General features: G+C 37.7%; 20 protein-coding genes. 6 read left to right on the top strand and 14 right to left on the bottom strand.

Annotated elements, in window-relative coordinates:
- Positions 1-20: 20 nt before the first annotated feature.
- A complete protein-coding gene (locus tag EPI11_RS16195) occupies positions 21-1,199 on the bottom strand; it encodes an AIR synthase related protein (RefSeq protein WP_128391031.1) in 1,179 nt (392 codons plus the stop codon).
- 174 nt (positions 1,200-1,373) lie between these two features.
- Here EPI11_RS16195 and EPI11_RS16190 point away from each other — a divergent pair, with 174 nt between their 5' ends.
- Positions 1,374-2,063: a M949_RS01915 family surface polysaccharide biosynthesis protein gene (locus tag EPI11_RS16190; RefSeq protein ID WP_128391030.1), complete on the top strand. Its 690-nt coding sequence runs from the start codon at positions 1,374-1,376 to the stop codon at positions 2,061-2,063.
- Here the strand turns inward: EPI11_RS16190 and EPI11_RS16185 are convergent.
- From EPI11_RS16185 to EPI11_RS16160, 6 genes are all read right to left on the bottom strand, one after another.
- Positions 2,060-2,953 carry an OmpA family protein gene (locus EPI11_RS16185; protein ID WP_128391029.1) on the bottom strand — a complete coding sequence of 298 codons (894 nt, stop codon included), beginning with the start codon at positions 2,951-2,953 and terminating at the stop codon, positions 2,060-2,062. The two genes, EPI11_RS16190 and EPI11_RS16185, sit on opposite strands and share 4 nt — an antisense overlap.
- A 53-nt stretch (positions 2,954-3,006) precedes the next feature.
- Positions 3,007-3,477: an OmpA family protein gene (locus EPI11_RS16180; protein ID WP_128391028.1), complete on the bottom strand. Its 471-nt coding sequence runs from the start codon at positions 3,475-3,477 to the stop codon at positions 3,007-3,009.
- Positions 3,478-3,479: 2 nt separating this feature from the next.
- Entirely contained in the window at positions 3,480-3,950 is a 471-nt protein-coding gene (locus EPI11_RS16175) for an OmpA family protein (protein WP_128391027.1), read from the bottom strand.
- A gap of 1 nt (position 3,951) precedes the next feature.
- Entirely contained in the window at positions 3,952-4,716 is a 765-nt protein-coding gene (locus tag EPI11_RS16170; RefSeq protein ID WP_128391026.1) for an OmpA family protein, read from the bottom strand.
- Between the two features lie 24 nt (positions 4,717-4,740).
- Positions 4,741-5,511, bottom strand: a complete 771-nt coding sequence (locus tag EPI11_RS16165; RefSeq protein ID WP_128391025.1) for an OmpA family protein — start codon at positions 5,509-5,511, stop codon at positions 4,741-4,743.
- 140 nt (positions 5,512-5,651) lie between these two features.
- On the bottom strand, positions 5,652-7,841 hold the full coding sequence (locus tag EPI11_RS16160; protein ID WP_128391024.1) for a glutamine synthetase III family protein: 2,190 nt from the start codon (positions 7,839-7,841) through the stop codon (positions 5,652-5,654).
- 348 nt (positions 7,842-8,189) lie between these two features.
- On the opposite strand from EPI11_RS16160, the gene EPI11_RS16155 reads away from it, so the two are divergent.
- Together EPI11_RS16155 and EPI11_RS16150 are read left to right on the top strand one after the other, a co-directional pair.
- Positions 8,190-8,453: a hypothetical protein gene (locus tag EPI11_RS16155; protein ID WP_128391023.1), complete on the top strand. Its 264-nt coding sequence runs from the start codon at positions 8,190-8,192 to the stop codon at positions 8,451-8,453.
- Between the two features lie 170 nt (positions 8,454-8,623).
- Positions 8,624-10,993: a glycosyltransferase gene (locus EPI11_RS16150; RefSeq protein WP_128391022.1), complete on the top strand. Its 2,370-nt coding sequence runs from the start codon at positions 8,624-8,626 to the stop codon at positions 10,991-10,993.
- Positions 10,994-11,099: 106 nt separating this feature from the next.
- On the opposite strand, the gene EPI11_RS16145 is transcribed toward EPI11_RS16150, so the two are convergent.
- Positions 11,100-12,563: a hypothetical protein gene (locus tag EPI11_RS16145; RefSeq protein ID WP_128391021.1), complete on the bottom strand. Its 1,464-nt coding sequence runs from the start codon at positions 12,561-12,563 to the stop codon at positions 11,100-11,102.
- Between the two features lie 205 nt (positions 12,564-12,768).
- Positions 12,769-13,278, bottom strand: a complete 510-nt coding sequence (locus EPI11_RS16140; RefSeq protein WP_128391020.1) for a hypothetical protein — start codon at positions 13,276-13,278, stop codon at positions 12,769-12,771.
- Positions 13,279-13,399: 121 nt separating this feature from the next.
- Between EPI11_RS16140 and EPI11_RS16135 the strand changes: the two genes are divergently transcribed.
- The gene (locus EPI11_RS16135) at positions 13,400-13,954 is read left to right on the top strand and encodes a DUF1543 domain-containing protein (protein WP_164879189.1); all 555 of its coding nucleotides are present in this window, start codon (positions 13,400-13,402) and stop codon (positions 13,952-13,954) included.
- 12 nt (positions 13,955-13,966) lie between these two features.
- On the opposite strand, the gene EPI11_RS16130 is transcribed toward EPI11_RS16135, so the two are convergent.
- The 3 genes from EPI11_RS16130 to EPI11_RS16120 form a co-directional block, all read right to left on the bottom strand.
- Complete coding sequence (locus tag EPI11_RS16130; protein WP_128391019.1) at positions 13,967-15,697, bottom strand: tetratricopeptide repeat-containing sensor histidine kinase; 1,731 nt, start codon at positions 15,695-15,697, stop codon at positions 13,967-13,969.
- Positions 15,698-15,860: 163 nt separating this feature from the next.
- Complete coding sequence (locus tag EPI11_RS16125; RefSeq protein WP_128391018.1) at positions 15,861-17,099, bottom strand: T9SS C-terminal target domain-containing protein; 1,239 nt, start codon at positions 17,097-17,099, stop codon at positions 15,861-15,863.
- A gap of 237 nt (positions 17,100-17,336) precedes the next feature.
- Entirely contained in the window at positions 17,337-17,834 is a 498-nt protein-coding gene (locus EPI11_RS16120; RefSeq protein ID WP_128391017.1) for a hypothetical protein, read from the bottom strand.
- A 209-nt stretch (positions 17,835-18,043) separates the two neighbouring features.
- Here EPI11_RS16120 and EPI11_RS16115 point away from each other — a divergent pair, with 209 nt between their 5' ends.
- Both EPI11_RS16115 and EPI11_RS16110 read left to right on the top strand, forming a co-directional pair.
- Entirely contained in the window at positions 18,044-18,565 is a 522-nt protein-coding gene (locus tag EPI11_RS16115; RefSeq protein ID WP_128391016.1) for a CocE/NonD family hydrolase, read from the top strand.
- Positions 18,562-19,785: a CocE/NonD family hydrolase gene (locus EPI11_RS16110; RefSeq protein ID WP_164879188.1), complete on the top strand. Its 1,224-nt coding sequence runs from the start codon at positions 18,562-18,564 to the stop codon at positions 19,783-19,785. The genes EPI11_RS16115 and EPI11_RS16110 overlap by 4 nt, the downstream gene beginning before the upstream one ends.
- Positions 19,786-19,851: 66 nt before the next feature.
- Here EPI11_RS16110 and EPI11_RS16105 read toward each other — a convergent pair whose 3' ends face one another.
- Positions 19,852-23,283 carry a methylmalonyl-CoA mutase family protein gene (locus EPI11_RS16105; RefSeq protein WP_128391014.1) on the bottom strand — a complete coding sequence of 1,144 codons (3,432 nt, stop codon included), beginning with the start codon at positions 23,281-23,283 and terminating at the stop codon, positions 19,852-19,854.
- Between the two features lie 97 nt (positions 23,284-23,380).
- Positions 23,381-24,031: a VOC family protein gene (locus EPI11_RS16100; protein ID WP_128391013.1), complete on the bottom strand. Its 651-nt coding sequence runs from the start codon at positions 24,029-24,031 to the stop codon at positions 23,381-23,383.
- Positions 24,032-24,234 lie beyond the last annotated feature (203 nt).

Below are 24,234 nucleotides of genomic sequence, written 5' to 3'. Positions count from 1 at the left end.
CCAATTGGCGGATTTCTATATTAATAGGTAAAAGTACCGTATTCGCTTTCTATTGTCAGCTTTTTAGTTTCAGAAGCTTCTACCCTTCCTACCACCTGAGCATCTACATTGAATGATTTAGAGATCGCAATGATATCCTGTGCAATGTTTTCAGGAACATATACTTCCATTCTGTGTCCGCAGTTAAACACCTGGTACATCTCTTTCCAGTCGGTACCCGAGTTCTCCTGGATCAACTTGAATAGTGGAGGAACAGGGAACAAATTGTCTTTTATCACGTGAACGTTATCTACAAAGTGCAGGATCTTGGTTTGAGCACCACCACTGCAATGTACCATTCCGTGAATATCTTTTGGAGAGTATTTCTCTAATATTTTTTTGATGATAGGTGCATACGTACGCGTTGGCGAAAGTACCAGCTTACCTGCATCAATAGGGCTGCCTTCTACAGCATCCGTTAGTTTTGTTTTTCCTGAGTATACCAGTTCTGATGGTACAGAAGCATCAAAGCTTTCAGGATATTTTTGAGCAAGATAGTTATCGAAAACATCATGGCGTGCAGATGTTAATCCGTTACTTCCCATACCGCCGTTGTAACCTTTCTCGTAAGACGCCTGTCCGAAAGAAGCAAGACCTACGATCACATCGCCCGGTTTAATGTTGGCATTATCTACGACATCACTGCGTTTCATACGCGCCGTTACCGTAGAGTCTACAATAATAGTACGTACCAAATCACCCACATCAGCAGTTTCACCACCTGTTGAATGGATGGTTACACCGAATGTTTTTAGTTCTTCAATAAGTTCTTCGGTACCGTTGATGATCGCCGAAAGCACTTCGCCCGGAATAACATTTTTGTTACGCCCGATAGTTGATGACAACATGATATTATCTGCAGCACCTACACAAAGCAGGTCGTCAATATTCATGATAAGCGCATCCTGAGCTATGCCTTTCCAAACCGAAATATCTCCGGTTTCTTTCCAGTACATATACGCTAAAGACGATTTTGTGCCTGCACCATCGGCATGCATTATAAGGCAGTAATCCTCATCCTGCGTAAGATGGTCAGGGACGATCTTACAGAATGCTTTAGGAAATAAGCCTTTATCAATGTTTTTTATGGCGTTGTGTACGTCTTCCTTAGATGCAGAAACACCTCTTTGGCTGTAACGTTTACTGGTATCAGAACTCATAAATATGGGTTTGTAATTTGAATCGCAAAGATAGTTTTAATGTAGCAATTATACAATGTAACGGTATAGCAATTTTACCAGAGTAAATTGGCTGTTAAATTAGATTTTGTTAGTTTTACTAACAAGTTTCCTTCTAATAATGAAGAAAGCCCAGATGCACTTAAAATCATACCCTTGAAAAAACTACTTTCCATATCCCTTCTTCTTAGCGTTAGCTATATGTTCAGCCAAGGCATTAAACTTCCTAAATCGGAAGCTACTAAGATTTTTACTTCAGAAGTTAAAGCACAGCTCGGTATCGAATATCCTGTTTTCAGGGTGTACAGTTATACCGATAAGAGCGGGAAGTTTTATGTAGCACTTTCTGAAAAGTTTGACGGTACAAAAGAGAAGGACACGCTGCACTATAAAATAAAGGCGGTGAATGTAAAACAGGAAACTGCTGCGTTGGAAAAGCAATGGGAAGTGAACGACTTTACCTCAGTGATCAATGGAACAGATGAAATGGAAGAATCTATCTGGTTTTGGACAAAGTACTGCTCTTTTGAGGATATCGACAAAGATGGAATTACTGATCCTATCCTTGTATATGGAACTAACGGCTATAACGGTTATGATGACGGGCGTATAAAGATACTGGTCTTCTATAAAGGCGAGAAAATTGCTATAAGACATCAAAATGGCGTATTAGATAATGAGCGTAATACTCAGGTAGATGCTAAATTCTATGCACTGCCCTTAGCCATCCAGAACCGTGTTAAAGCGGAGATGAAAAAGATCATGACAAATGATCATGGGATTTTCCCGTATGGTTGGGAGAATAATATGAAAAAGCAGAAAACAAAATTCAGCGAAACCTATTAGTTCTCTACCACCAATACCTCTACCCTGCGGTTAGCTTCGCGTTCTTCGGGAGTTTTTTCGGGAATAGGGTACATAGGCTGGCTCACGCCAAAACCTTCAAACGACAGGCGGGTTTTCTCGATGCCCTGTCCGTTAAGGAACATCATAATGGCTTTTGCCCTTTCGGTAGACAGGTTTTTACGATCGGCTTTCATACAACATACGTGTCCATGAAGCTTTATCTTCAGTCTCGGGTGCAGTTTCATGGTTTCTAAAAGTTCGTATAGCTTAGGTCTTGAATCAGGCATGAAGACATAGCTGTTCTCGTAAAAGTTCAGGTTATCTATCCTTAATTTCTCTCCCGCTTTTGCCTCACCCACTTTTTTCATGAATTCCACATTCAATACAATCTCTTCTTCTTTTCCATCAGGTTTACGGACCATTACTTTACTTGGGTAAACAATAGGTCCGGCTGGTTTAACAACAGGTTTCGGTTCTTCTTTAATACCCAGTATCTCATTTTCTTTAGCCAGGTCTTTTTCCTCCAGATAGTAAATAACCACCTTACGGTTCTCTGCCTTTACAGGCGACTGCTTGTGAAGCTTCCCAAAGCTTCGGGTCTTAAAATCAGATCTTATTTTTACTTTGTTTTTTATCAGACTGAATACATGAGACACCCTATGTTGTGCCAGTGTATCGTTAAGCCCAACGCTTCCGTCTTCATCGGTGTAGCCGTTTATAGCAAGTATTTTTGAGGTCGCATTCTTAGTAAGCCATTCGGAAAGCCTGGCCGATTCTGATTTTTTAAGATCGTATTTATTCGTCTCGAAGTACAGTGAAAATTGTTCCTGCGCCTGTATTGTCATCGAAAATAATAAGGAAAATATAAGTACCGAAAACAGCTTTTTCATGGGGATGTATTTCTTTATAAAACGAAAGTAACTAATTATTTATTACAGAAAAATTAATTTTCAATTATCTCGATTTCTACTCTGCGATTCTTTTCGCGCTGTTTTTTATTTTTCTCGGGCATTGGATAAATAGGTTTTGTTCCTCCAAAGTCTTTATACGAAATGCGTTCTTCATCAATGCAATTATCCCTAAGGTAATTATGCACCAGTTCTGCCCTTGCACTCGACACCTCATTCGAATCATCATTAAGACAACATATATGTCCTTGTATTTGGATCTTGAGATCAGGATGATCTTCCATGATCTTTAAGAGCTCCTTAAGTACAGGTTCTGATTTAAGCCGCAATTCATGACCTCCCCTCTCAAAATTAAGATTTTGAAGCGTGATCTTATCGCCTACTTTCCCATCAATGGTTAGTCCTTCCAAGTCATAGTTAAAGAGTGCTGTATCGGCATCCGAATCCTCTTGAGCTATTGCATAAAAACTGCACAGCAATATAAAAGTCAAAAATATTCTATTCATAATTATTTCTCGATTATCTCGATTTCTACCCTTCGATTAGCTGCTTTTTCCTCTTCGGTTTCTTCCGGTATGTTAAACAACGGTTTTTTACCATCAAAACTTTTAAAAGAGAGTCTGCGTTTCTTAATACCGTTTTCAATTAGGTACTTATATATTGCCTTTGCGCGTTTACGCGAGATATCCGACGGATCTTTTATATAACAGCATACGTGTCCCTGGATCTGGATCTTCAGCTTAGGATTATCTGTCAGAACCTTCAGTAACTCCTCAAGTACAGGTTCTGATTCCTGCAGGAGTTTATCGCTACCGCCAATAAAGTTAAGGTTTTCGAGCCTGATCTTATCGCCTACTTTTCCATTAATGGTAATCTCTGCAAGATTATAATTAAGGGGTATTGTTTCGGTGTCAACCTCCTCCTGTGCTGTAGCGGTAAAACCACAGACTAATAAGAAAACGAGTAGTAGTCTATTCATCTTAATTTTCTATTATTTCTATTTCGACCCTGCGGTTAGCTTCGGCTTCAAATCCGTTTTGCTCCGGTATTGGGTATATAGGTCGTGTGCTTCCAAAGTTTTGATACGAAAGCCTGCTTTTGTCTATCCCTAAACTTACGAGATAATTGTAAACTGTTTTCGCCCTTAATATCCCTAATTTCTTTGTATCATCTGTATTGCAGCAAATATGACCCTGAATGTCTATTTTTAATTTTGGATTGTTTTGGATCGCCTCCACCAAGTTTTTAAGTACACTGGACGATCCCGCAACCACCTTACCCGAATTCATAGAGAATTTAAGGTTCTTTAAAACTATCCTGCTTCCTTTTTTTGCCGACAACACCTGTCTGGAAAGTTCTTTGCGTTTATCGGGCTTCTCTGCCGCTTTTTCAAAATAGATGACCACCTTACGATTCAGGTCCTTATCCATACTGATCTCGGTTTCTCCCCATCCTTTTACTTCTGCTTCTTCAATAGCTATGGCATTCATTTTTAAAATCTGAGCTACTGTATTTGCCCTGCGTACAGACAAATCGCTGTTTACCCCTGTTTTACCAACATTATCGGCATATCCGTGTATTTTAACGACCTTATTTCTTTTGTGCCAATCGATCCAGCTTTTAAATTCTACTGCCGACAGCTTGGTGAGCGAATCCATTCCCGTATCAAAATAAACCGTAAACTGTTCCTGACCATAACTTTGGAGAATTGCAAACAAGAAAAACACCAGTAACTTTTTTTTCATGGGTAAATGCTTATTCAAACGACCTTAATTTTCCAGTATTTCTATCTCTACCCTGCGGTTAGCTACTTTTTCGGTTTCATTTTTCTCCGGAAGTGGATGAAGCGGTTTTGTGCTGCCAAAGCTTTTATAAGAAAGCCTTACAGCATCAATACCTTTTTTTATGAGGAAATTATAGACTGCTCTTGCACGGCGCAGCGATATCTCGTTCTCCTCTTTTATCTGACAGCAAATGTGTCCCTGTATGTCTATTTTAAGTTTTTTATTTTTCTGTAGTATAGCTAACAGGTCGTTTAATATCGGAGCAGACTCCGGCAACATAATGTCAGAATTATTGTAGAAATTCATATTCGGTAATTTTAGCTTATCCCCTTTTTTTGCTGTGTTAACCGCCTTACTAAAATCGGTTTCAGGAATAATCGGGGGTGATGGCTTTACATAGTATATAATTGCTTTACGATCCTGTGCCCTGTTTTTAGAAAATGCTTTGTCTTCACCAAAAGCCTTTATTTCAACTCCTTTAGCAATAATATAGTTATTTTCTTTTAGCTCTTCCAATACATATTCCGCACGGCGCTCAGAAAGATCCACATTGTATAAAGCATTACCGATGCTGTCCGCATAGCCTTCAATTTTAAGTATTTCGACATTGTGGTTCTCAGCGATCCATTGTGATAATTTATTTGTTGATGGCGAATTAGTCTCATCGATATCAAAATCAAAATACACTGTATACTGCTGTTGCGCGTTGATACTGCTAAAAATAAAAATGAAGGAAATAAGTAGGTATTGCTTCATATGTAAGGTTTTTAGTATTAACGATTGAAATGTTAATTTATTACATTTTTAGTTAAAATAACACCGAGCAGCTATAAATAAAAAAGCCCCCACGCTGTAGCGTGAGGGCTTAGTACAAATAATTTCTATGAACAAATATATTATTTAGTAAATAATAATTCTCTGTATTTAGTAAGCGTCCAGATTTCGTTATCTACAAGAAGTTCCAGTTTATCGCAATGAACTCTTATTGTATCAAAAAATGGTTTAACGTTATCGCAGTAAGCATGAGCCATTTCTTCTGCAGATGTAAGTGCATTTGCTGCCTTACGTGCTTCGGTCATTTCTTCTACCTGAGAATTGATCGCCGCAATGTGACCGGAAATTTCTTTGATAAGTATAATCTGCTCCTTACCTATTACCTCAAACTCTGTATCGAAGATCTCTTTAAGACCTTTTACATTCTCGATAAGAATATTTTGGTAACGGATAGCTGTTGGGATCACGTGGTTTCTTGCAATATCTCCAAGTACCCTTCCTTCTATCTGGATTTTTTTAGTGTACTCTTCCAGTTCAATTTCATAACGAGCCTCTGCCTCAACATGGTTCATTACATTCATTTCCTGGAATAAAGCTAATGTTTGAGCCGATACTTTTGCTTTAAGCGCAGATGGAGTAGTTTTAAAGTTACTTAATCCGCGTTTAGCTGCTTCTTGCTCCCATGCATCGCTGTAACCGTCGCCTTCAAAAAGAATCGCTTTTGTTTCTTTGATGTACTCTCTTAATACATTAAAGATAGCGTCATCTTTTTTCATGTCTTTCGTTTCAATAAGAGTATCTACCTCTTTTTTGAAATCTTTAAGCTGTTTAGCAACGATAGTATTTACAATAGTCATTGCGTTAGCACAGTTTGCACTTGATCCTACTGCTCTGAACTCAAATTTATTTCCTGTAAAAGCAAATGGCGAAGTTCTGTTTCTATCTGTATTATCCAATAATACATCCGGAATTTTACCAACTACATTAAGCTTAAGGTCTGTTTTTTCTTCAGGAGAAAGTTTTCCTGAAGATACTCCTTCAAGCTCAGCCAATACTTTTGTAAGCTGCTGCCCAATGAATACAGATATAATTGCTGGTGGTGCTTCGTTAGCCCCAAGCCTGTGATCGTTTGTTGCTGTAGCAATAGATGCCCTCATTAGCTCTTCGTTAGTATAAACCGCTTTAATAGTGTTTATAAAGAACGTAAGGAACTGTAAGTTGCTCATTGGGGTTTTACCAGGACCTAAAAGGTTTATTCCTGTATCTGTAGCTAATGACCAGTTGTTGTGCTTACCAGATCCATTTACACCTTTAAACGGTTTTTCGTGGAAAAGTACTTTGAAGTCATGACGCTCAGCTACTTTTTGCATAACATCCATTAACAGGGAGTTATGGTCTACAGCAAGGTTTGTCTCTTCAAATATTGGAGCAAGCTCAAATTGATTTGGAGCTACCTCGTTGTGACGTGTCTTAACCGGTATACCTAAAAGCATGCATTCGTTTTCAAGATCCCTCATGTAGTTAAGAACACGTGTTGGGATAGAACCAAAATAATGGTCTTCTAACTGTTGTCCTTTAGCAGATGTATGTCCTAATAAAGTACGTCCTGTTAACATGATATCAGGTCTTGAGTTTGCCAAAGCAGAATCTACAAGGAAATATTCCTGTTCCCATCCTAAAGTAGCAGTAACTTTCTTAACGTTTTTATCAAAATAACGGCAAACATCTGTAGCTGCTTCGTCTATAGCATGTAATGCTCTTAATAGTGGTGTTTTATAATCTAATGCCTCACCTGTATACGATACAAATACCGTAGGGATGCATAGTGTAGTTCCGTAAATAAATGCAGGTGATGTAGGATCCCATGCAGTATATCCTCTTGCTTCGAATGTGTTCCTGATACCTCCGTTTGGAAAACTTGAAGCATCCGGCTCCTGCTGTACTAATTGACTTCCTCCAAATTTCTCAACAGGATCACTTCCATCATACGATGTTTCAAAGAAAGCATCATGCTTCTCTGCAGTTGTTCCTGTTAATGGCTGAAACCAGTGTGTATAATGTGTTACTCCTTTAGTAAGAGCCCACTCTTTCATACCCAGTGCGATATAGTCTGCCAGTCTGCGGTCGATTTTAGTCCCATGCTGCTCAGCATTTTTTACAGCAGAGTAAGCCTCTGATGTTAAAAACTGACGCATTGCTTTGTCATTAAATACATTACTTCCAAAAATGGCTGACTTTCTGTCTAGTTCTTCTACTTTAACCGGCTTTCTGTTTGCCGTTTGTTGTAGGGCGTGAAAACGAAATGTTGACATGAAACTTAATTTTTAATATTAATGATGGATTAAATCTGATGCAAATGTACAAAAAAATGTTTCAAAAAATATTCACCCCTGTTTTTTTTAGGGGTATACTGAAAAATAATCACTAAAAACACATCAACACCCCTATTTAGCTTAAAAATTAAATCACTCACTAATTTCAAGGTACATTTTCAGTATAGAATTACAGATTTGACAAAAAAAATCCTACATCAGTTAACAAAAATACAAAATACCTAAAGATTTGTTAATTGAGTTAAAAATTTCACAAGCATATTGTCCTTTGAATGAGTATTATATAATTTAGACAAGAATCATAAACAAACATTAATACCTATAAAAATGAAAAACAAAAATTTAATAATTGGAATTGCTGCGGGAGCAGCAGTCCTGGCAGGAGCAGCATTACTAATTTCAAGAAGAAGATCTAATAAATGTCATGATATTGACATTGAAGAAGTAAAAAAAGACTTTAGAGATAAACTAAAAGAATTACAGAACAAAGCACAAAAAGAAGCTAAGAACACAGCATCTGATACTAAAGAAGCTTTCAATGCTGTAAAAGACAGAGCTAACGAATGGGTTAATAACAGAGTAAATTCGTAGTCTTTACTGATAAGATTATATTATCCCTATACAAACAGTCCCAGACCGTTTGAATCAATGATAAAAAAACCGGTTCTGTAATTTAGCAGCCGGTTTTTTAAATGCATCCAACCTGTCTTAACTTCATTCAAGAGATAGAGAAAACAAAAACTACTAAATAACATAGCGCCATGAGAACAAGAAAATCTGCCGATAAAAAAACCCGCTCTTATAGCAGCCTAATAGAACAGTTAGCTACAACTCCTCATGAGTCAAATCATGGAATAATGCCGGAAATATTAGTGATTACTACTTATCCGCCCAGGCATTGCGGTATAGCTACCTATTCTCAGGATCTTATTAAAGCGCTTGATAAACATTATGTAGATTCTTTTTCTATTAAAATATGTGCGCTTGAAAACAAAGACGAAAAACACACCTATACAGATACTGATGTAAAATACAAACTGGATACATCAAGTACTGAATCGTATACCGAGCTGACGCAAACTATTAACGAAGATGAAAATATTAAAATCGTACTCATTCAGCACGAGTTTGGATTGTTCAATGAAAGTGTAGAGCATTTTAACTCTTTTATAGATGCAATATATAAACCGCTTGCTGTAGTATTCCATACCGTACTTCCCGGTCCGGACGATATTTTAAAGGCAAATGTTCAGCACATCCTTAACAGAGCCGATTCTCTTATTGTAATGACTAACAATGCTGCAGATATTTTGGTCCGCGATTATACCGTAGACCGCAATAAAATTGCCATCATACCACATGGCACCCACCTGGTAGCACATACAGATAAAGATGAGCTGAAACGCAAATATGGTTTTGAGGGCCGTACTATTTTTTCAACTTTTGGATTACTAAGTTCGGGTAAAAGCATCGAAACTACACTGGACGCACTTCCTGCTGTAATAGATAAATCGCCTACAACATTATTCCTTATTATAGGTAAAACCCACCCAACGGTAGTTTTAAGAGAAGGAGAAAAATATCGCGATTTTTTAACAGCTAAGATAAAAGAGCTTGGTCTTGAAAACAATGTCCAGTTCATTAATAAATATGTAGACTTACCGGAATTACTGGAATACCTTCAGCTAACCGATATTTACCTGTTCACGTCTAAAGACCCAAATCAGGCAGTAAGCGGCACTTTCTCTTACGCACTTAGCTGTGGATGTCCTATTATCTCTACTCCTATTCCTCACGCAAAAGAAGTTTTAGCAGGCGATACCGGTATGACATTCGATTTTGGGAATTCGGAGCAATTAGCAGCAGCTATCAATACCTTATTATATGATGTAGCATTGAGAAACAGCATGGTCATGAACGGGCTTCATAAAATAATACACACAACCTGGGAAAACTCGGCGGTAAATCATGCTAAGCTATTAGCTGAAACCGCAGCAGACGATATCAGGCTGCAATACAGGAATCCGGAAGTAAACCTAAACCACGTTAAAAACATGACGACTGATTTTGGTATGCTTCAATTCTGTAAGCTTAACAGACCCGATCTCAATTCAGGGTATACACTCGACGATAATGCCCGCGCACTTATTGCTATGGGCCAGCACTATAAACGATACAACGATCCGTCTGTATTAAAATACATAAACATTTACCTCAACTTCATTGAATACTGCCAGCTCGATAGCGGCCTGTTCCTGAATTATGTGGATTTCAATACTAAATTTACCGACCAGAATAAAACCGAAAACCTGGAAGACAGCTCCGGTCGTGCCATGTGGGCATTGGGTTATATTGTTTCTTTAGGTTCTATACTACCTAAGGAGATAACACAAAAAGCAGGAACATTATTCCAAAAGTCATTATCACTTACCAAAAATATTTACTCTACAAGAGCTATGGCTTTTGTAATTAAAGGTCTATACTATTATAACCGCAGAGTTACAGATCCTGATACGCTTATTTATATAAAACTATTTGCCGACAGGCTGGTACAAATGTACCGCCATGAGGCTGATGACGAATGGAAATGGTTTGAGAGCTACCTGACGTATGCCAACAGCGTACTGCCCGAAGCATTACTATTATGTTATGCCATTACCGGAAACGAAGTATATAAAGAGGTTGCAAAGAATGCTTTTGATTTTCTTTTATCGCAGATATTTGACGATAAAATGATCAATGTAATATCTAACAAAAGCTGGATGACCAGAGGCTATAAAAAAGAACGTTATGGCGAACAGCCTATTGATGTAGCTTATACTATACTGGCACTGCGTAAATTCCATGATATTTTTAAAGAAGAAGACTATCTTAATAAAATGGAAACTGCCTTTACCTGGTTTTTAGGCAACAACCACTTACAGCAGATTATTTACAATCCATGTACCGGAGGCTGTTTTGACGGACTGGAAGAACACAATGTAAACCTAAACCAGGGTGCAGAATCTACGCTAAGCTATCTTATGGCAAGGCTTACTATTACCAAATACTTTGGCAACCCTGATATGGTATATTTTAGACGAAAAATAAGAGCTGCGAAAATTGCAGCACTGCGCACACTGAACTTTTAAATAGCTTCAAACATATTTAAAGCAAAACAGGCTCCAATAAATTGGAGCCTGTTTTATTAATTGTTACGTTACAATATTGATTAAAAAAATTTAACACCACCAATATTTAGTCTCTACCAGGTGAATCGCTGGATATTCTAATGTAATTACTATAACTAGCACCTAAAGAAGTTTCTACCACCCTTCTATAATATACCCCAGACGATCTAGGACCCAATGGCTCCGGAGTATAATTTTTTTGATTCGAACCAGTTATATCTGTCCACATTACACTATCCCGAGAACTTTGCCATCTATAACTTAAAACCCTGGCACTATGCGTAGTACTTCCCAAAATTAGCGAAACAGGCGCCCCATTTGGAACAGTCTGATCACAACAAATTGTATTACCTATATCCGGAGGAGTTAAAGGAGGTGAAACTGCTATAAATTTCATAACATTACTTTGTGAGTAGACTTCCTTAAAATATGCTCTCCTAATAATTTCTACACTATTACTTACAGGTATAGCTAAATTAACAGATGTTGCACCACTTATTAATTGCCACTCTCCTGCTGACGTGCTTCTGCTATACCAAGCATATGTTACAGGTAAAACTTCTTGTCCAGACTGAGCTGTTGCATCAATTCCCGATATATTGCCAATTTGACCAATAATAACCTCTATTTCTGTTAGTCTTGAATTTGGATTATAAATAAGATTATCAGTTAATTTTATTATCTTCACACCAATGGCTTGACTCCGCCAATGTTTATCTGCCGATGTGTGAACAAATTCGAGTCTAATTACTCCGCCTGAGTTAAAAAATGATTTATCAAGACTTACACTAAAATTTCCCGTTGTTGTACTACCATCACTCATACAACTATCTCCAGCTACACTTCCTATATGTTTCCTATCTAGCCCAGCAGAATTATTTACTGATTCTAAAATCCATACACCACTACAGCTTTGACCTGCTAGTAGAGTTCTGCTATATTTAAGCTTAATATCAAGAGTTGAAAGATCATCTAAAATATACAAAATATCTCCACTCATCAAGTTTCCTGTCCCCGTATATGTAATTCCTGAAATATCTAATGTACCTAATATTCCTGGACCAGGAGGGGATTGTGCGCCTCCATTAATTAGGATTTCAGCACTTTTATATTTCTGCCCATTATTGTTTTTATACTCCGCGTATAAAACGCCTCCTGAAGCAAAAAATGCCGACTTAATCAATTCAACTGTAAAAGGTGTCCTATTGGTATAAGTACCAGACGATGTATTAGGAGGATAATATACTGAAAAAGTTATTGGACTCCAGTCTACTTCACTTGGTTCAGAAGACGCACTTTTTTTAATATAGACATGAATATTTCCTAGAATATTTCCAGGTACTCCATTATATGTTAATAAATTAACGTCGAATTTTGCTGTAACTGTAGGATTCGAATTAAAAGTAATTCCTGTAGAAGCCATGTCACTAACTTTAAGATCACTAATCGTAGTTGTGACCTGACCAAAGGAATAAAATGTTATAAACAGTAATAAACTGTTTAGGCAACGTTGTAATTTTATTTTTCTCATTGATGATTTATTTTTGCAAAAATACAACAAAACGATCATTCTGAAAGAAAAAAACTATAAAATCAATTAAAAAGTATTCCAAAATTACGAATTCATCAAAATAATTTTCCTAATTAATTCTACTTAAGATATTTATTTCAAAAACAAAACAGGCTCCAATAAATTGGAGCCTGTTTCTATTTATATAGATAAGATAACTGAAATATTATTTAATCGTTTCTATCTTAATATTTCCTTTTACTTTTGCATTTTCAAGAGCACTCATTACTACATTATAGTCGTTTGACTTAAGGTCTTTAGCAACAAACCCAGGTACTAATGCAATTTTAAAAATCTGGCTTGCAGTGAAATCTGGTCTTAATGAAAAACTAAAATTAGTATTCAAATAAACAACAACATCATCTACAGAGAAATCAAAATTATAATTCAATCTACCTTGAGGAAGATCATACGATGTTGGAATCGGCTCCCATATATCGTTACCAAGATTATTTACACCCGATAATCTATATACCAATACAACATCACTTGCAAGAATTTTAGGTACAAGTGGTATTACAACCTGAGATACTCCAGGTGTATTCTCAAGAAAAGTTATAGGCTTAGTTTCAAAAGTTTCCGGGAAAGTATCTTGATCCACACGGTCATCATCGTTAGAGCATGCTGTTAAGCCAAAAACGCTCACTATGCTTAAAAGTAAAAATATCTTTTTCATAATCATTAAATTTTTAATTAGTGTTGATTTTTTATTGTTTATAGGTACAATCCAAAAACCGAACCAAAAATTTGATATCTATGCAAGTTACGGAAAAAAAAATTAAATACCTTTACTATGCATGGAAAACACACTCAAATTATATATGGTTTTACTGGGCTGCACACCCAAAAGCAGACTTACAGAGCAGCACGACATTTTTTTCGGGATAGGCAGAGATATTACAGATCTTACTAAAGACATGTATGCTTTTTGGCCCGATAGCGGCGGATTGCATATTGACTCCTGGCGTGAGGTAACCCTTGTAAATGGATATGCTGTTACTATTGTACCAAAAGCCGAAGCCCAGCCTGCTATCGAAAAATTATTCCTGCTAAATCTGGGTGGCTACCGCCCCGGTGAGTTTGAAGAATACCATTACAAAAGTCTCGTAGTTGCTAAGTCTATGGGCATGGCTATTAAAATTGCTAAACGCACGGCATTTTACAAGCACTATAACTTTAAAGGCGGGGAATCACATATTGACGAAAAGTATGCTTTAGATATTGACGATATGCATAAGGTAGAAGATATTCTTGCTCCTCATTTAAAAGCACTATACAGTATTAACATCACCAAAGCCGAAACGGGCACTGAAGACGAACTGCATATTGGGTATCTAAAACTAAAGAAATAGTGCTTTCGAATATTATTTAGGCTTAGCTATAGGGATAATGATTTTCACGGTAGTTCCCCACCCTGCTTCGCTGTCAATTCTCATTATACCACCAATAGAATTAAGACTGTTCTCCATACGTTTTCTATCGGCTTCAGTTGTTTCTGTACCTATACCGTTGTCTTTAATAGAAACCATTAAACGTGTCCCGGAATAGGTAATTCCAAAAAATACTTTTGTTGCCTGCGGATCGTTTGCAATAGACTCAAGGTTCTCTTTTATGACAGAAAGCAACTCCCTCTGACTTTCTTTATTGATTATATTAATAGAAATACCATCGGGTGTAGAGAGTAAAACTTCAACATGAGTATCTTTAAAATAGCCTAACACATATTCTTTAATACTTCCTACATAGTTCGTAAGAATAGTTGTTCTTGGTGTTAACAGCCATACAAGGTCGCGTATGTTCTCTTCTATCTTCTTTGTAGTTTCCTGCATTGCCTCTCCTTTACTTCTAATGGTAGGCATTCCAGTGGTTTTTTCTACAATGGCTTCACTAAGGTGGTTGATCTCAGAAAGCTTAGAGTCCAGATCAAGATGAATATCCTGTACAAGCCTTAAGCGTTCTTCACCTTCTGCCTCCCTGAACATCCTGTCTTCTTTGTTACCTTTTAATAGATTTCTTCTCCATATATAAGCTCCCGTAAGTAATACCAGAGCGAAGGCAACACAGCCTATAATCAAAAAATTGGTGTATTTCCAGCTAAAAGACGACATACCCGCACTATCTACAGCTTCGATGACAACAACATTCTCATCATTATTTTTTGACCCTTTAAGTTTTAATTGGGCTAATTCCTTTTCGTGAGCTGCATTTACAAAACTATCTTTTTTCTGTTCATAGATCTTATGGTAACGAACCGACTCCGGATACTGCCTAAGATTTTCATAGGCCGCAGCCATACCAAGGCTTGATTCGATAATCACTTCATCATACTTTATTTCTATAGCATCCAGATAGGCCTGTTCATAAAGCCTTAAAGACTCATTATGGTCTTCCATTAATGCAAGTACCTTACCAAGGCTGCTCAATACTTTGGCAACTTTGTGCCGGTCGTTAGCACTATTAAAATAGCCAAGTGCTTCTTTATAATTTAAGATAGACTGCAGATAATCACCTTTCAGCTTATAGGCATTACCCATATTACTAAGCATCTGACCTGCATTCTGCATGTGTCCGCGGGCTCTGTAAATTGCCAGTGCCTGACTGTAGGACTCTAAAGCTTTGTCTATTTTGCTCTGTGCTTCATAGGCAGATCCTATGCCGCCAAGACATTCGGCGCTAAGCATTTCATTATTTAACTGTTTAGCCTGTTTAAATGCCTCAGTAAAATACTGTAGAGAAAGATCGTGCTTTTTTTGTTTGCCATATAAAACACCAATTTCCTTTGATGCATTGGCTGCAGCCAAACGATCAGTACCGGTTTTTAAAATAGGAAGGGCTAAAAGGTAGTTTTTTAAAGCTGCCGTAAAGTTTTCTGATTTAGCATAAGCTTCTCCTAAGCTAACATAGGCTTTGCTTAAAACTTCTTTGTTTTCTGCTTCCTTGGCAATTGCAACACTTTGGTTTAAATGTGCTATTGCACCTTCATAATTACTGCCGGAGATTTCTTTAACTCCTTGTTGCAGAAGAGCATCGGCCTCTTCCTGAGGAAAACATAATGTACAGAAAAACAGCAGAAAAAAAAGTAAATATTTTTTCATGGGACTATAATTGGGGGATACCAAAAATATAAAAAAAATAATTAGAAAGTGAATAAAACGTTAATTTATAATTAATTATAAATCAGTCTTATTAATATACTTCAATCTATTCGTTTATCTGTATTTTTTTTGTAGGATTATAAAAAGCTTAAAAAAATAATATTTATCGTTTTACAAACTTATAAGCATAATCAGGATAGCCCTCTACCAGCAAAGTATAAACACCTGGTATAAGACTGCTTATATTAATTTTATTGGTTTTACTATCCAGTACCCCTTCCAATACCTGCTTTCCTTTATTATCTGTGCAACTGTATTTTGTACTAATTAAATCCGCTGCAATGTCAATGTAAACAATATCTCTTGTTAAACTGGGAAATGTCAGTATTAAGTTCTTGAAATTATTCTGAATAGAAACCAGATTATAATTTTCAAGATAATTGGAAAGATAGGGTGACAAATCAAATTTATGCAGCTTTTGTGTTACACTTACAAAAGGCTGCTGCGCAAACTGCTCATTCGTTACAAACACATCAGTACCATTTATAGTTGCGATACCTTCAGTTTGATGAAATGATATTGACAGGCTTATTTTTCTCTTGTTCCCCGAAAAAAAATCAAGATCTTTAAAGTCATACAGCAAATAAATAAAAGGCTGCAATATTCCGTTATAGCCGCTAAGAAGCAGCAGTCGTTTATCTTCTACCCAAGTGGCTCCGGTAATAAGTCCGCTAACATCATATCCTGTTTTGCGGCTGGCTGTGTAAGTACCAGGAATTTTAGGCAATACATATACACTTGTTTTTTTGCTCACCCATTGTTTGGTAAACAGGTAAATACTGTCTCTTGTTATAATAAAAGCTTCACAGTCAAAATCAGAATTATTACTGCCCTTTGATTTAAAATTGGTTTGATCGGGATAAGTAAAATTAATCCTGTCAATTTCAGGACTGCCCGAAAGTAAAGACATTTTGCCTACTCTGAGTATATTAAGGTTTGTTCTGTTACCGTCTACATTATTACCAAAATCACCTATATAGAAGTAACCTTCATCCTGTGCCAGTTCTTCCCAGTCCTGATTAACTGTACCCGGCAATGGTAATACCTCCAGAATAGCGCCTGTACTGCTTTCTATGGCATACAAATTAGTATCGCCATCATCGTTAAGAGTATATAAGTGATCATTCCATTTTACAAGACCGGAAGTCTCCTTGATCTGAGATGGAAGCTTCGCTGAATATGTTGGCGAAACACTGACTGAAGCATATTTACAGCTGCCATCGTTTACAGTTGCCAATGGATTGTAATTCTTAGCCATAGGGTCTGTACAGCCCATTACCTGAGCATTAACAGCACAAACGGGCAGGAATAAGAAAATGAATATAATACAGATCGATCTCATTACCCGGCAAGTTACTATAATAAAGTTTGTGATATTATTAAGTCTTTAATAAAAGTTAAATGATATTACGGACTAAGAACTCGTTGTTATCTTTAAATAAATTAAAAACTAAATATCATGAACGGATTTTTCAAAACACTACTTGCAGGTTGGGGTGCAAAAAAAGCAGGTTTAGGCTGCATTGGCACAATTATCGTTTTTGTAATTCTTTACTATGTACTGGGGCGCGTTTTTTAACTAATAGACCCCAGAGGCTGCCATATCCTGCATACTCTTAAAATAATGTACAGACAGCAGCATAAGCAGCTGTTCGAATTCATCATTGCCAAAGTCGTCTTTACAGGTAATGATAAAGCCTGAATTGAATTTTTTCCAACTGAAATCAGAATGGATATGAAAGAATTCATTCCCTTTATAATCGGTGAGTACATAACCATTCTTAAAGAATCCTTTCGGCTGAAAAGCATAAGAGCGATCTGCATCTTTAGGCTTGCTTATTAATATCTTTCCGCTCCATTTCATCTGCATCTGCAAAATAAGAACACCCTCTTTTTTTAGCTCCTGAGTAGTTTGCCAAAAACCTCTGGGTTCTAAAGTATAAGTACTCTCTTTACCTATGCTTATTAGAGCTTTATAAGAATACCATTTAGGATATTCGACCCTGCCCAATACAATATCATTCCAAATCGCTGTAAAAGCTCTGTATCCCTGTGGCAGTACGTTTATTTCTTTCATAAGTAAGGTTTTACCATATAGCTAAGGAACGAATACTGAGAGATACTACCAAAGATTATAACGCATAAGATTACGTAGTCGATACATATCTATCTCTCAGCAATTTCTATTATCAGAAGATATTTGTTATTTTTAATGTATATGTTTAGCAATACTCAATAATGTATTCTTTTTTTCGTTAAATCAATCATCAATCAACACTTACTATAATGTTCAAATCATTACTTACCTCACTGTTTATGATAACAGTACTGTTTTGTTATTCGCAAACGGATGAAACCATAAAATGGGGTGATACTATAAAATTCAGTAAAAAATACATTTCTATACCAATGCCAGATGGCGATATCCTTTCGGGAATTTTGGTAAGGGACAGCACACTAACACTACCACAGCCCACGGTATTAATGTACTCTATATACGCAGGTCCGGCAGATTTTAAAAGAGCACGACTGGCAGCATTAAAAGGCTACGCGGGTATTGTGGTTAACACCCGGGGGAAAGACAAAAGTCAAAGCGATATACATCCTTTTGAACATGATACTAATGATGCTTACGCAATGCTCGAATGGATCAGTAACCAGTCCTGGTGTAATAGAAAAATTGGCATGTATGGTGGCAGTTATGTTGGCTTTAGCCAATGGGCAGCAGCCAAAAGTGGGCATCCGGCATTAAAAACTATTATACCTCAGGCATCTGTAACTTTCCTATGCATAATAATGTTTTTATGAGCTATGCTCTTAACTGGCTCTACTTTGTTACCAACACTAAACTGTTGGACAATAAATCTTTTAACGACAGTAAAAAATGGAGAGAAGTTAATATCGACTGGTACAAGCAGGGATTATCATACCGTGAACTGGACAGCCTGTACGGACAAAAGAATGAAACATTTCAAAAATGGCTCGACAACCCCTACTACAATGAATACTGGCAGAAAATGACCCCTTATAAAAATGATTTTGCCAGTATTAATATCCCTGTACTTACCATAACCGGGTATTATGATTCCGATCAGCTTGGTGCTTTAAACTATTATAAAGAGCATCATAAATACAATCCGGCTGCAAATCATTATCTCATCATTGGGCCATATAACCATAACGGCTCACAGGGAATGCCCGAAAAGGAATTTCAAGGTTACACTATTGATGAAGCTGCCAGGGTAAACTATAACGTAATTGCTTTTAAATGGTTTGACTATATTTTAAAAGAGAGCACAAAACCCGATTTTATTAAAGACCACGTGAACTATCAGGTAATGGGCGGTAACGAATGGAGGCACGCACCATCATTAGCTGCCGTAAGTAACGACACCCTTACCTTTTACCTGAGTGCACAAAAGACCAAGAAGAAAAACCGACTATCAATAACTCCGCCGGACAATAACAGGACCATACCCTTCGAAGTAAATTTTAAAGACCGTAAAAACGGTGAATTCAGGAGAAGTAACTCATGGCTCATTGCTTCTAAAACACTTTACAACACAAACTGCTTGCAATTTGTATCCGATCCGCTGGAAGAAAGCCTGATCATTAACGGCAATTTTACAGGCGAACTGATGGCAACTATCAACAAAAAAGACATGGATATTGTGATAGAGCTTTATGAGCTTAAAGCCAATGGTTCTTATTTTGAACTTTCTCATTTCCTTGGAAGGGCAAGTTATACCAAAGACCGGGAGAAACGCCAATTGCTTACTCCTGAAATTCCCGAAACCATTCCCTTTGCCAACACTATGTTTACAGGTAAAAAAATCGAAAAAGGAAGCCGTATCGTAGTGACTGTAGGTATAAACAAAGATCCTTTCTGGCAGATCAATTACGGCACAGGGGATGATGTAAGCAATGAAAGTATTCTTGATGCCGATGAACCATTAAAAATACTATGGCATACCGATAGTTTTGTTAAGATACCGGTATGGCGGGAAAATAAGGATAGTAAATTATAAAAACACAAAAAGCCCCGCAAATTGCGGGGCTTTTTTTATTTAGATCTTCAATAATTAAAATCGAAATTACATGTTTCTTCTGTACTGACCTCCTACTTCAAACAAGGCTGAAGTGATCTGTCCAAGAGAGCAAACTTTAGTAGCTTCCATTAATTTTTCGAAAATATTCTTGTTCTGAATAGCAGTTTCCTGAATAACACCCAGCGTTTCAAGCACTTTTTCTTTATGAGCCGTATGTAATGTCTCAAGTGTTTTGATCTGGAATTGCTTTTCTTCTTCGGTTGCACGAATAACCTCAGCAGGTACTACTGTAGGTGACCCTTTAGAACTTAAGAAGGTATTAACTCCAATAATAGGAAACTCCCCATTATGCTTAAGTGTCTCATAATAAAGACTTTCTTCCTGAATTTTAGAACGCTGATACATGGTTTCCATAGCACCAAGTACACCACCACGCTCTGTAATACGGTCGAATTCAGCAAGTACAGCATCCTCAACAAGGTCAGTCAGCTCCTCAATAATGAACGATCCCTGGATAGGATTTTCATTCTTAGCAAGTCCTAATTCTTTGTTGATGATCAGCTGGATAGCCATTGCACGACGTACACTTTCTTCGGTTGGCGTTGTAATCGCCTCATCATATGCATTGGTATGCAATGAGTTACAGTTATCATAGATTGCATATAGCGCCTGAAGCGTTGTACGAATATCGTTAAAGTCAATTTCCTGTGCGTGTAGTGAACGACCGGATGTCTGAATATGATACTTAAGCATTTGAGCTCGCTCATTAGCACCATATTTATTCTTAAGTGCCTTAGACCAGATCTTTCTTGCTACACGGCCAATTACTGCATACTCAGGGTCAATTCCGTTAGAGAAGAAGAACGACAGGTTAGGACCAAAATCGTTAATGCTCATACCACGGCTTAGGTAGTACTCTACATAAGTAAAGCCGTTAGCCAGTGTAAACGCCAGCTGGGTAATAGGGTTTGCTCCTGCCTCAGCAATGTGGTAACCCGATATCGATACCGAATAGAAGTTACGTATGTTGTTGGTAATAAAATATTCCTGAACGTCTCCCATTAATCGAAGGGCGAATTCTGTAGAGAAGATACATGTATTTTGTGCCTGATCTTCTTTAAGGATATCTGCCTGAACAGTACCACGTACCTGAGTTAGTGTACGCACTTTAATGTCCTGATATACATCCTCAGGTAGTACCATATCTCCGGTAACACCCAGAAGCATAAGTCCAAGACCATCATTGTTTTTCGGAAGGTCTCCGTTATAACGCGGACGCTCAATGCCTTTAGCTTTGTAAATGGCATTTATTTTATTGTCAACCTCTTTTTCAAGGCCGTTTTCTTTAATGTAAATCTCACACTGCTGATCGATAGCTGCGTTCATAAAGAACCCAAGCAGCATTGGCGCAGGTCCGTTGATCGTCATACTTACAGACGTTAACGGGTGAGCCAGGTTGAAGCCTGAATACAGTTTCTTAGCATCATCAAGACAGCAGATAGATACTCCTGCATTACCAATTTTTCCGTAAATATCCGGACGTAAATGTGGGTCATTACCATAAAGTGTAACACTGTCAAACGCTGTAGATAAACGTTTCGCAGGCAATCCGTCACTCACATAGTGAAAACGTTTATTAGTACGCTCAGGACCTCCTTCACCGGCAAACATCCTCGACGGGTCTTCTCCTTCACGTTTAAACGGATATAATCCGGATGTGAACGGAAACTCACCAGGTACGTTTTCCTGCAGGCACCAACGTAAAATATCACCCCAGGCCTGATATTTAGGCAGGGCAACTTTTGGTATCTGCGAATGCGAAAGCGATTCGGTGTGTGTGTCTATTTTAATCTCTTTATCCCTTACTTTAAAAGAATAAACAGGGTTTTTATATTTGTTAACCTTATCGTCCCATGTAAGGATAATTTCCCAGTTGTATGGGTCAAGGTTCATTTTTACGCGGTCAAACTCAGCAACAAGAAGGCGTAAGAAATCTTTATTTTCACCTGTTTCGCCTTGTTTGATCAGTTCTTCTTCAATACCGAATTTAGATGGGCTCAGTTTTATTCCTGCAACCGATTCTATCGTTTTAAAGATACCATACAATTTCTGAGCTACCTCCTGCTGGCTTAACGCTACAGCATCATACTTACGGTTGTTCTCTGCAATTTCAGACAGGTAACGTGTTCTGTGCGGCGGGATCACAAAGATCTTCTCGCTCATTTCACGCGTAATCTCAAAAGTAGAATGCAGGTCGGCAGAAGTTCTTTCTACCACCTTATCCATGATCTTTTTGTAAAGCGTATTCATTCCCGGGTCGTTAAACTGAGAAGCAATAGTACCAAATACAGGAAGATCATCCGGGTTAGCATCCCACAGGTTGTGGTTACGCTGGTATTGTTTTTTTACATCACGAAGCGCATCAAGCGAACCGCGTTTGTCAAATTTATTAATAGCTACAAGATCGGCAAAATCAAGCATGTCGATTTTTTCCAGCTGTGTTGCAGCACCAAACTCCGGTGTCATTACATATAACGATACATCAGAATGCTCGATGATCTCAGTATCAGACTGACCGATACCCGATGTTTCAAGAATAATGATATCATATTTTGCTGCTTTTAAAACCTGGATGGCTTCGGCAACATATTTTGATAAAGCTAAGTTTGATTGTCTTGTAGCTAATGAACGCATATAAACCCTTGGGTTATTAATAGCATTCATCCTGATACGGTCACCTAATAGTGCTCCGCCCGTTTTACGCTTTGACGGGTCTACAGAGATAAGTCCGATCGTTTTCTCGGGGAAGTCGATAAGGAAACGGCGCACTAACTCATCTACCAGAGATGATTTACCTGCACCACCCGTACCCGTTATACCCAATACCGGGATCTTAGAGGTTTCGTTTTGTTTATGGATAGCATCAAGTGTTTCTTTAGCTACCTCAGGGAAGTTTTCTGCTGAAGATATTACCCTTGCAATAGCGGTAGGATTCTTCTCTTCAAGATGGTTAATCTCTCCGTTCAGCTTATCACCTACCGGAAAGTCAGATTTTTGAACAAGGTCATTGATCATACCCTGAAGGCCAAGTTCACGCCCGTCATCCGGAGCATAGATCCTTGTGATGCCATATTCGTGCAGTTCCCTGATTTCCTCCGGCAGAATTACACCGCCACCGCCGCCAAATATCTTAATATGCCCTGCACCTTTTTCTTTAAGCAGGTCGTACATGTATTTAAAATATTCGTTGTGACCTCCCTGATAAGAAGTCATAGCAATAGCATTGGCATCTTCCTGGATAGCGGTATTTACCACCTCTTCCACACTACGGTCGTGCCCAAGGTGAATTACCTCCACTCCTGTGGCCTGGATGATTCTTCGCATTATGTTAATTGCAGCATCATGCCCGTCAAACAGGGATGCAGCAGTAACAATTCTTACTTTATTAATAGGAATATAGGGTTGTGCTTGTTCCATTATGAATTATATTCAATTTTAAGTCCGCAATTTACATAATAATTAAAAAAATCAAAGCAAACAAGCGGAGAAAATATTTATATCGGAAAAGTAAAGTTTATTGTATGATATGACATACAGCCCCCTGATTAAGAAACAGAACACGGGTTCTAAACGACTGAGCCTTAACCTGAGTAGGATACCAATCGCGCCCTTTTGAGACTGCTATGATCAGTCCTTCATCATCGCCTACAACAGTAAAGTTCTCACTTCTGGGCTGGCGGTGGTAAATAGGGAGTCCGAATTTAGCAACAAGAGCATCGGCAAGTTCAGGAACATTCTTGGTTACAAACCCAATTTCACTAATCGAAATATAACATTTACTGCTAAAAGGAGGCTCATAATAAGCCCTGTTAGGGTAACGGGTTATAAACTCCAGTATATTATCGTTGTTGTCTTTAAAGTAAAATGATTTGGCATCCCAATTGGTAAAATTAGAAATGTCATTATCCGGTTCTACAGGAAGTATGGGTACCTGCTGCTTAACAAAATTATGGGTGTCAAAAAAACGGTTCCCGGGCAGGTCTATAGCAAAATGATATACCGGTTTAAGATTTTCCGACTTCCTGAAAATAAGTTTTGTATACCCTATTTTAAAGTAAAGCGATTCTTTAGTGGATGAAAATGGTTCCAGTCCCAAAACCCGTTTATAGAATTTCTGGGTTTCAGACAGATCATCGCTCAATAATTCCAATTCAATTATATTCATAGTAGTATGCCGAGATTTGCTAATTTAGTGATTTATAGCCAGTAAAACCGTGAGACGAATGGTAATAAAATTATAATTTTATGTTATTAAGCATATTCTCAATAAGCCTTTCAGGGAATGCCAAAACGCAGAGAAAAGTTAGATTTTAAGGTGCTTTTTTTATGAATCATGCACAAATTTGGCATTCAAAAAAACTTGGGCAT

Origin of the sequence: Flavobacterium cerinum (genome assembly GCF_004028155.1) — a bacterium.
Classification (GTDB): domain Bacteria; phylum Bacteroidota; class Bacteroidia; order Flavobacteriales; family Flavobacteriaceae; genus Flavobacterium; species Flavobacterium cerinum.
The sequence above is the reverse complement of the archived record's forward strand: the minus strand, read 5'-3'. Positions and strand labels throughout refer to the sequence as shown.

Bases quoted from the DNA above. Each gene is read 5' to 3' on its own strand.
- EPI11_RS16195 (WP_128391031.1), bottom strand. From the start codon at position 1,199: ATGAGTTCTGATACCAGTAAACGTTACAGCCAAAGAGGTGTTTCTGCA.
- EPI11_RS16185 (WP_128391029.1), bottom strand. From the start codon at position 2,953: ATGAAAAAGCTGTTTTCGGTACTTATATTTTCCTTATTATTTTCGATG.
- EPI11_RS16180 (WP_128391028.1), bottom strand. From the start codon at position 3,477: ATGAATAGAATATTTTTGACTTTTATATTGCTGTGCAGTTTTTATGCA.
- EPI11_RS16175 (WP_128391027.1), bottom strand. From the start codon at position 3,950: ATGAATAGACTACTACTCGTTTTCTTATTAGTCTGTGGTTTTACCGCT.
- EPI11_RS16170 (WP_128391026.1), bottom strand. From the start codon at position 4,716: ATGAAAAAAAAGTTACTGGTGTTTTTCTTGTTTGCAATTCTCCAAAGT.
- EPI11_RS16165 (WP_128391025.1), bottom strand. From the start codon at position 5,511: ATGAAGCAATACCTACTTATTTCCTTCATTTTTATTTTTAGCAGTATC.
- EPI11_RS16160 (WP_128391024.1), bottom strand. From the start codon at position 7,841: ATGTCAACATTTCGTTTTCACGCCCTACAACAAACGGCAAACAGAAAG.
- EPI11_RS16155 (WP_128391023.1), top strand. From the start codon at position 8,190: ATGAAAAACAAAAATTTAATAATTGGAATTGCTGCGGGAGCAGCAGTC.
- EPI11_RS16150 (WP_128391022.1), top strand. From the start codon at position 8,624: ATGAGAACAAGAAAATCTGCCGATAAAAAAACCCGCTCTTATAGCAGC.
- EPI11_RS16145 (WP_128391021.1), bottom strand. From the start codon at position 12,563: ATGAGAAAAATAAAATTACAACGTTGCCTAAACAGTTTATTACTGTTT.
- EPI11_RS16140 (WP_128391020.1), bottom strand. From the start codon at position 13,278: ATGAAAAAGATATTTTTACTTTTAAGCATAGTGAGCGTTTTTGGCTTA.
- EPI11_RS16135 (WP_164879189.1), top strand. From the start codon at position 13,400: ATGGAAAACACACTCAAATTATATATGGTTTTACTGGGCTGCACACCC.
- EPI11_RS16130 (WP_128391019.1), bottom strand. From the start codon at position 15,697: ATGAAAAAATATTTACTTTTTTTTCTGCTGTTTTTCTGTACATTATGT.
- EPI11_RS16125 (WP_128391018.1), bottom strand. From the start codon at position 17,099: ATGAGATCGATCTGTATTATATTCATTTTCTTATTCCTGCCCGTTTGT.
- EPI11_RS16120 (WP_128391017.1), bottom strand. From the start codon at position 17,834: ATGAAAGAAATAAACGTACTGCCACAGGGATACAGAGCTTTTACAGCG.
- EPI11_RS16115 (WP_128391016.1), top strand. From the start codon at position 18,044: ATGTTCAAATCATTACTTACCTCACTGTTTATGATAACAGTACTGTTT.
- EPI11_RS16110 (WP_164879188.1), top strand. From the start codon at position 18,562: ATGAGCTATGCTCTTAACTGGCTCTACTTTGTTACCAACACTAAACTG.
- EPI11_RS16105 (WP_128391014.1), bottom strand. From the start codon at position 23,283: ATGGAACAAGCACAACCCTATATTCCTATTAATAAAGTAAGAATTGTT.
- EPI11_RS16100 (WP_128391013.1), bottom strand. From the start codon at position 24,031: ATGAATATAATTGAATTGGAATTATTGAGCGATGATCTGTCTGAAACC.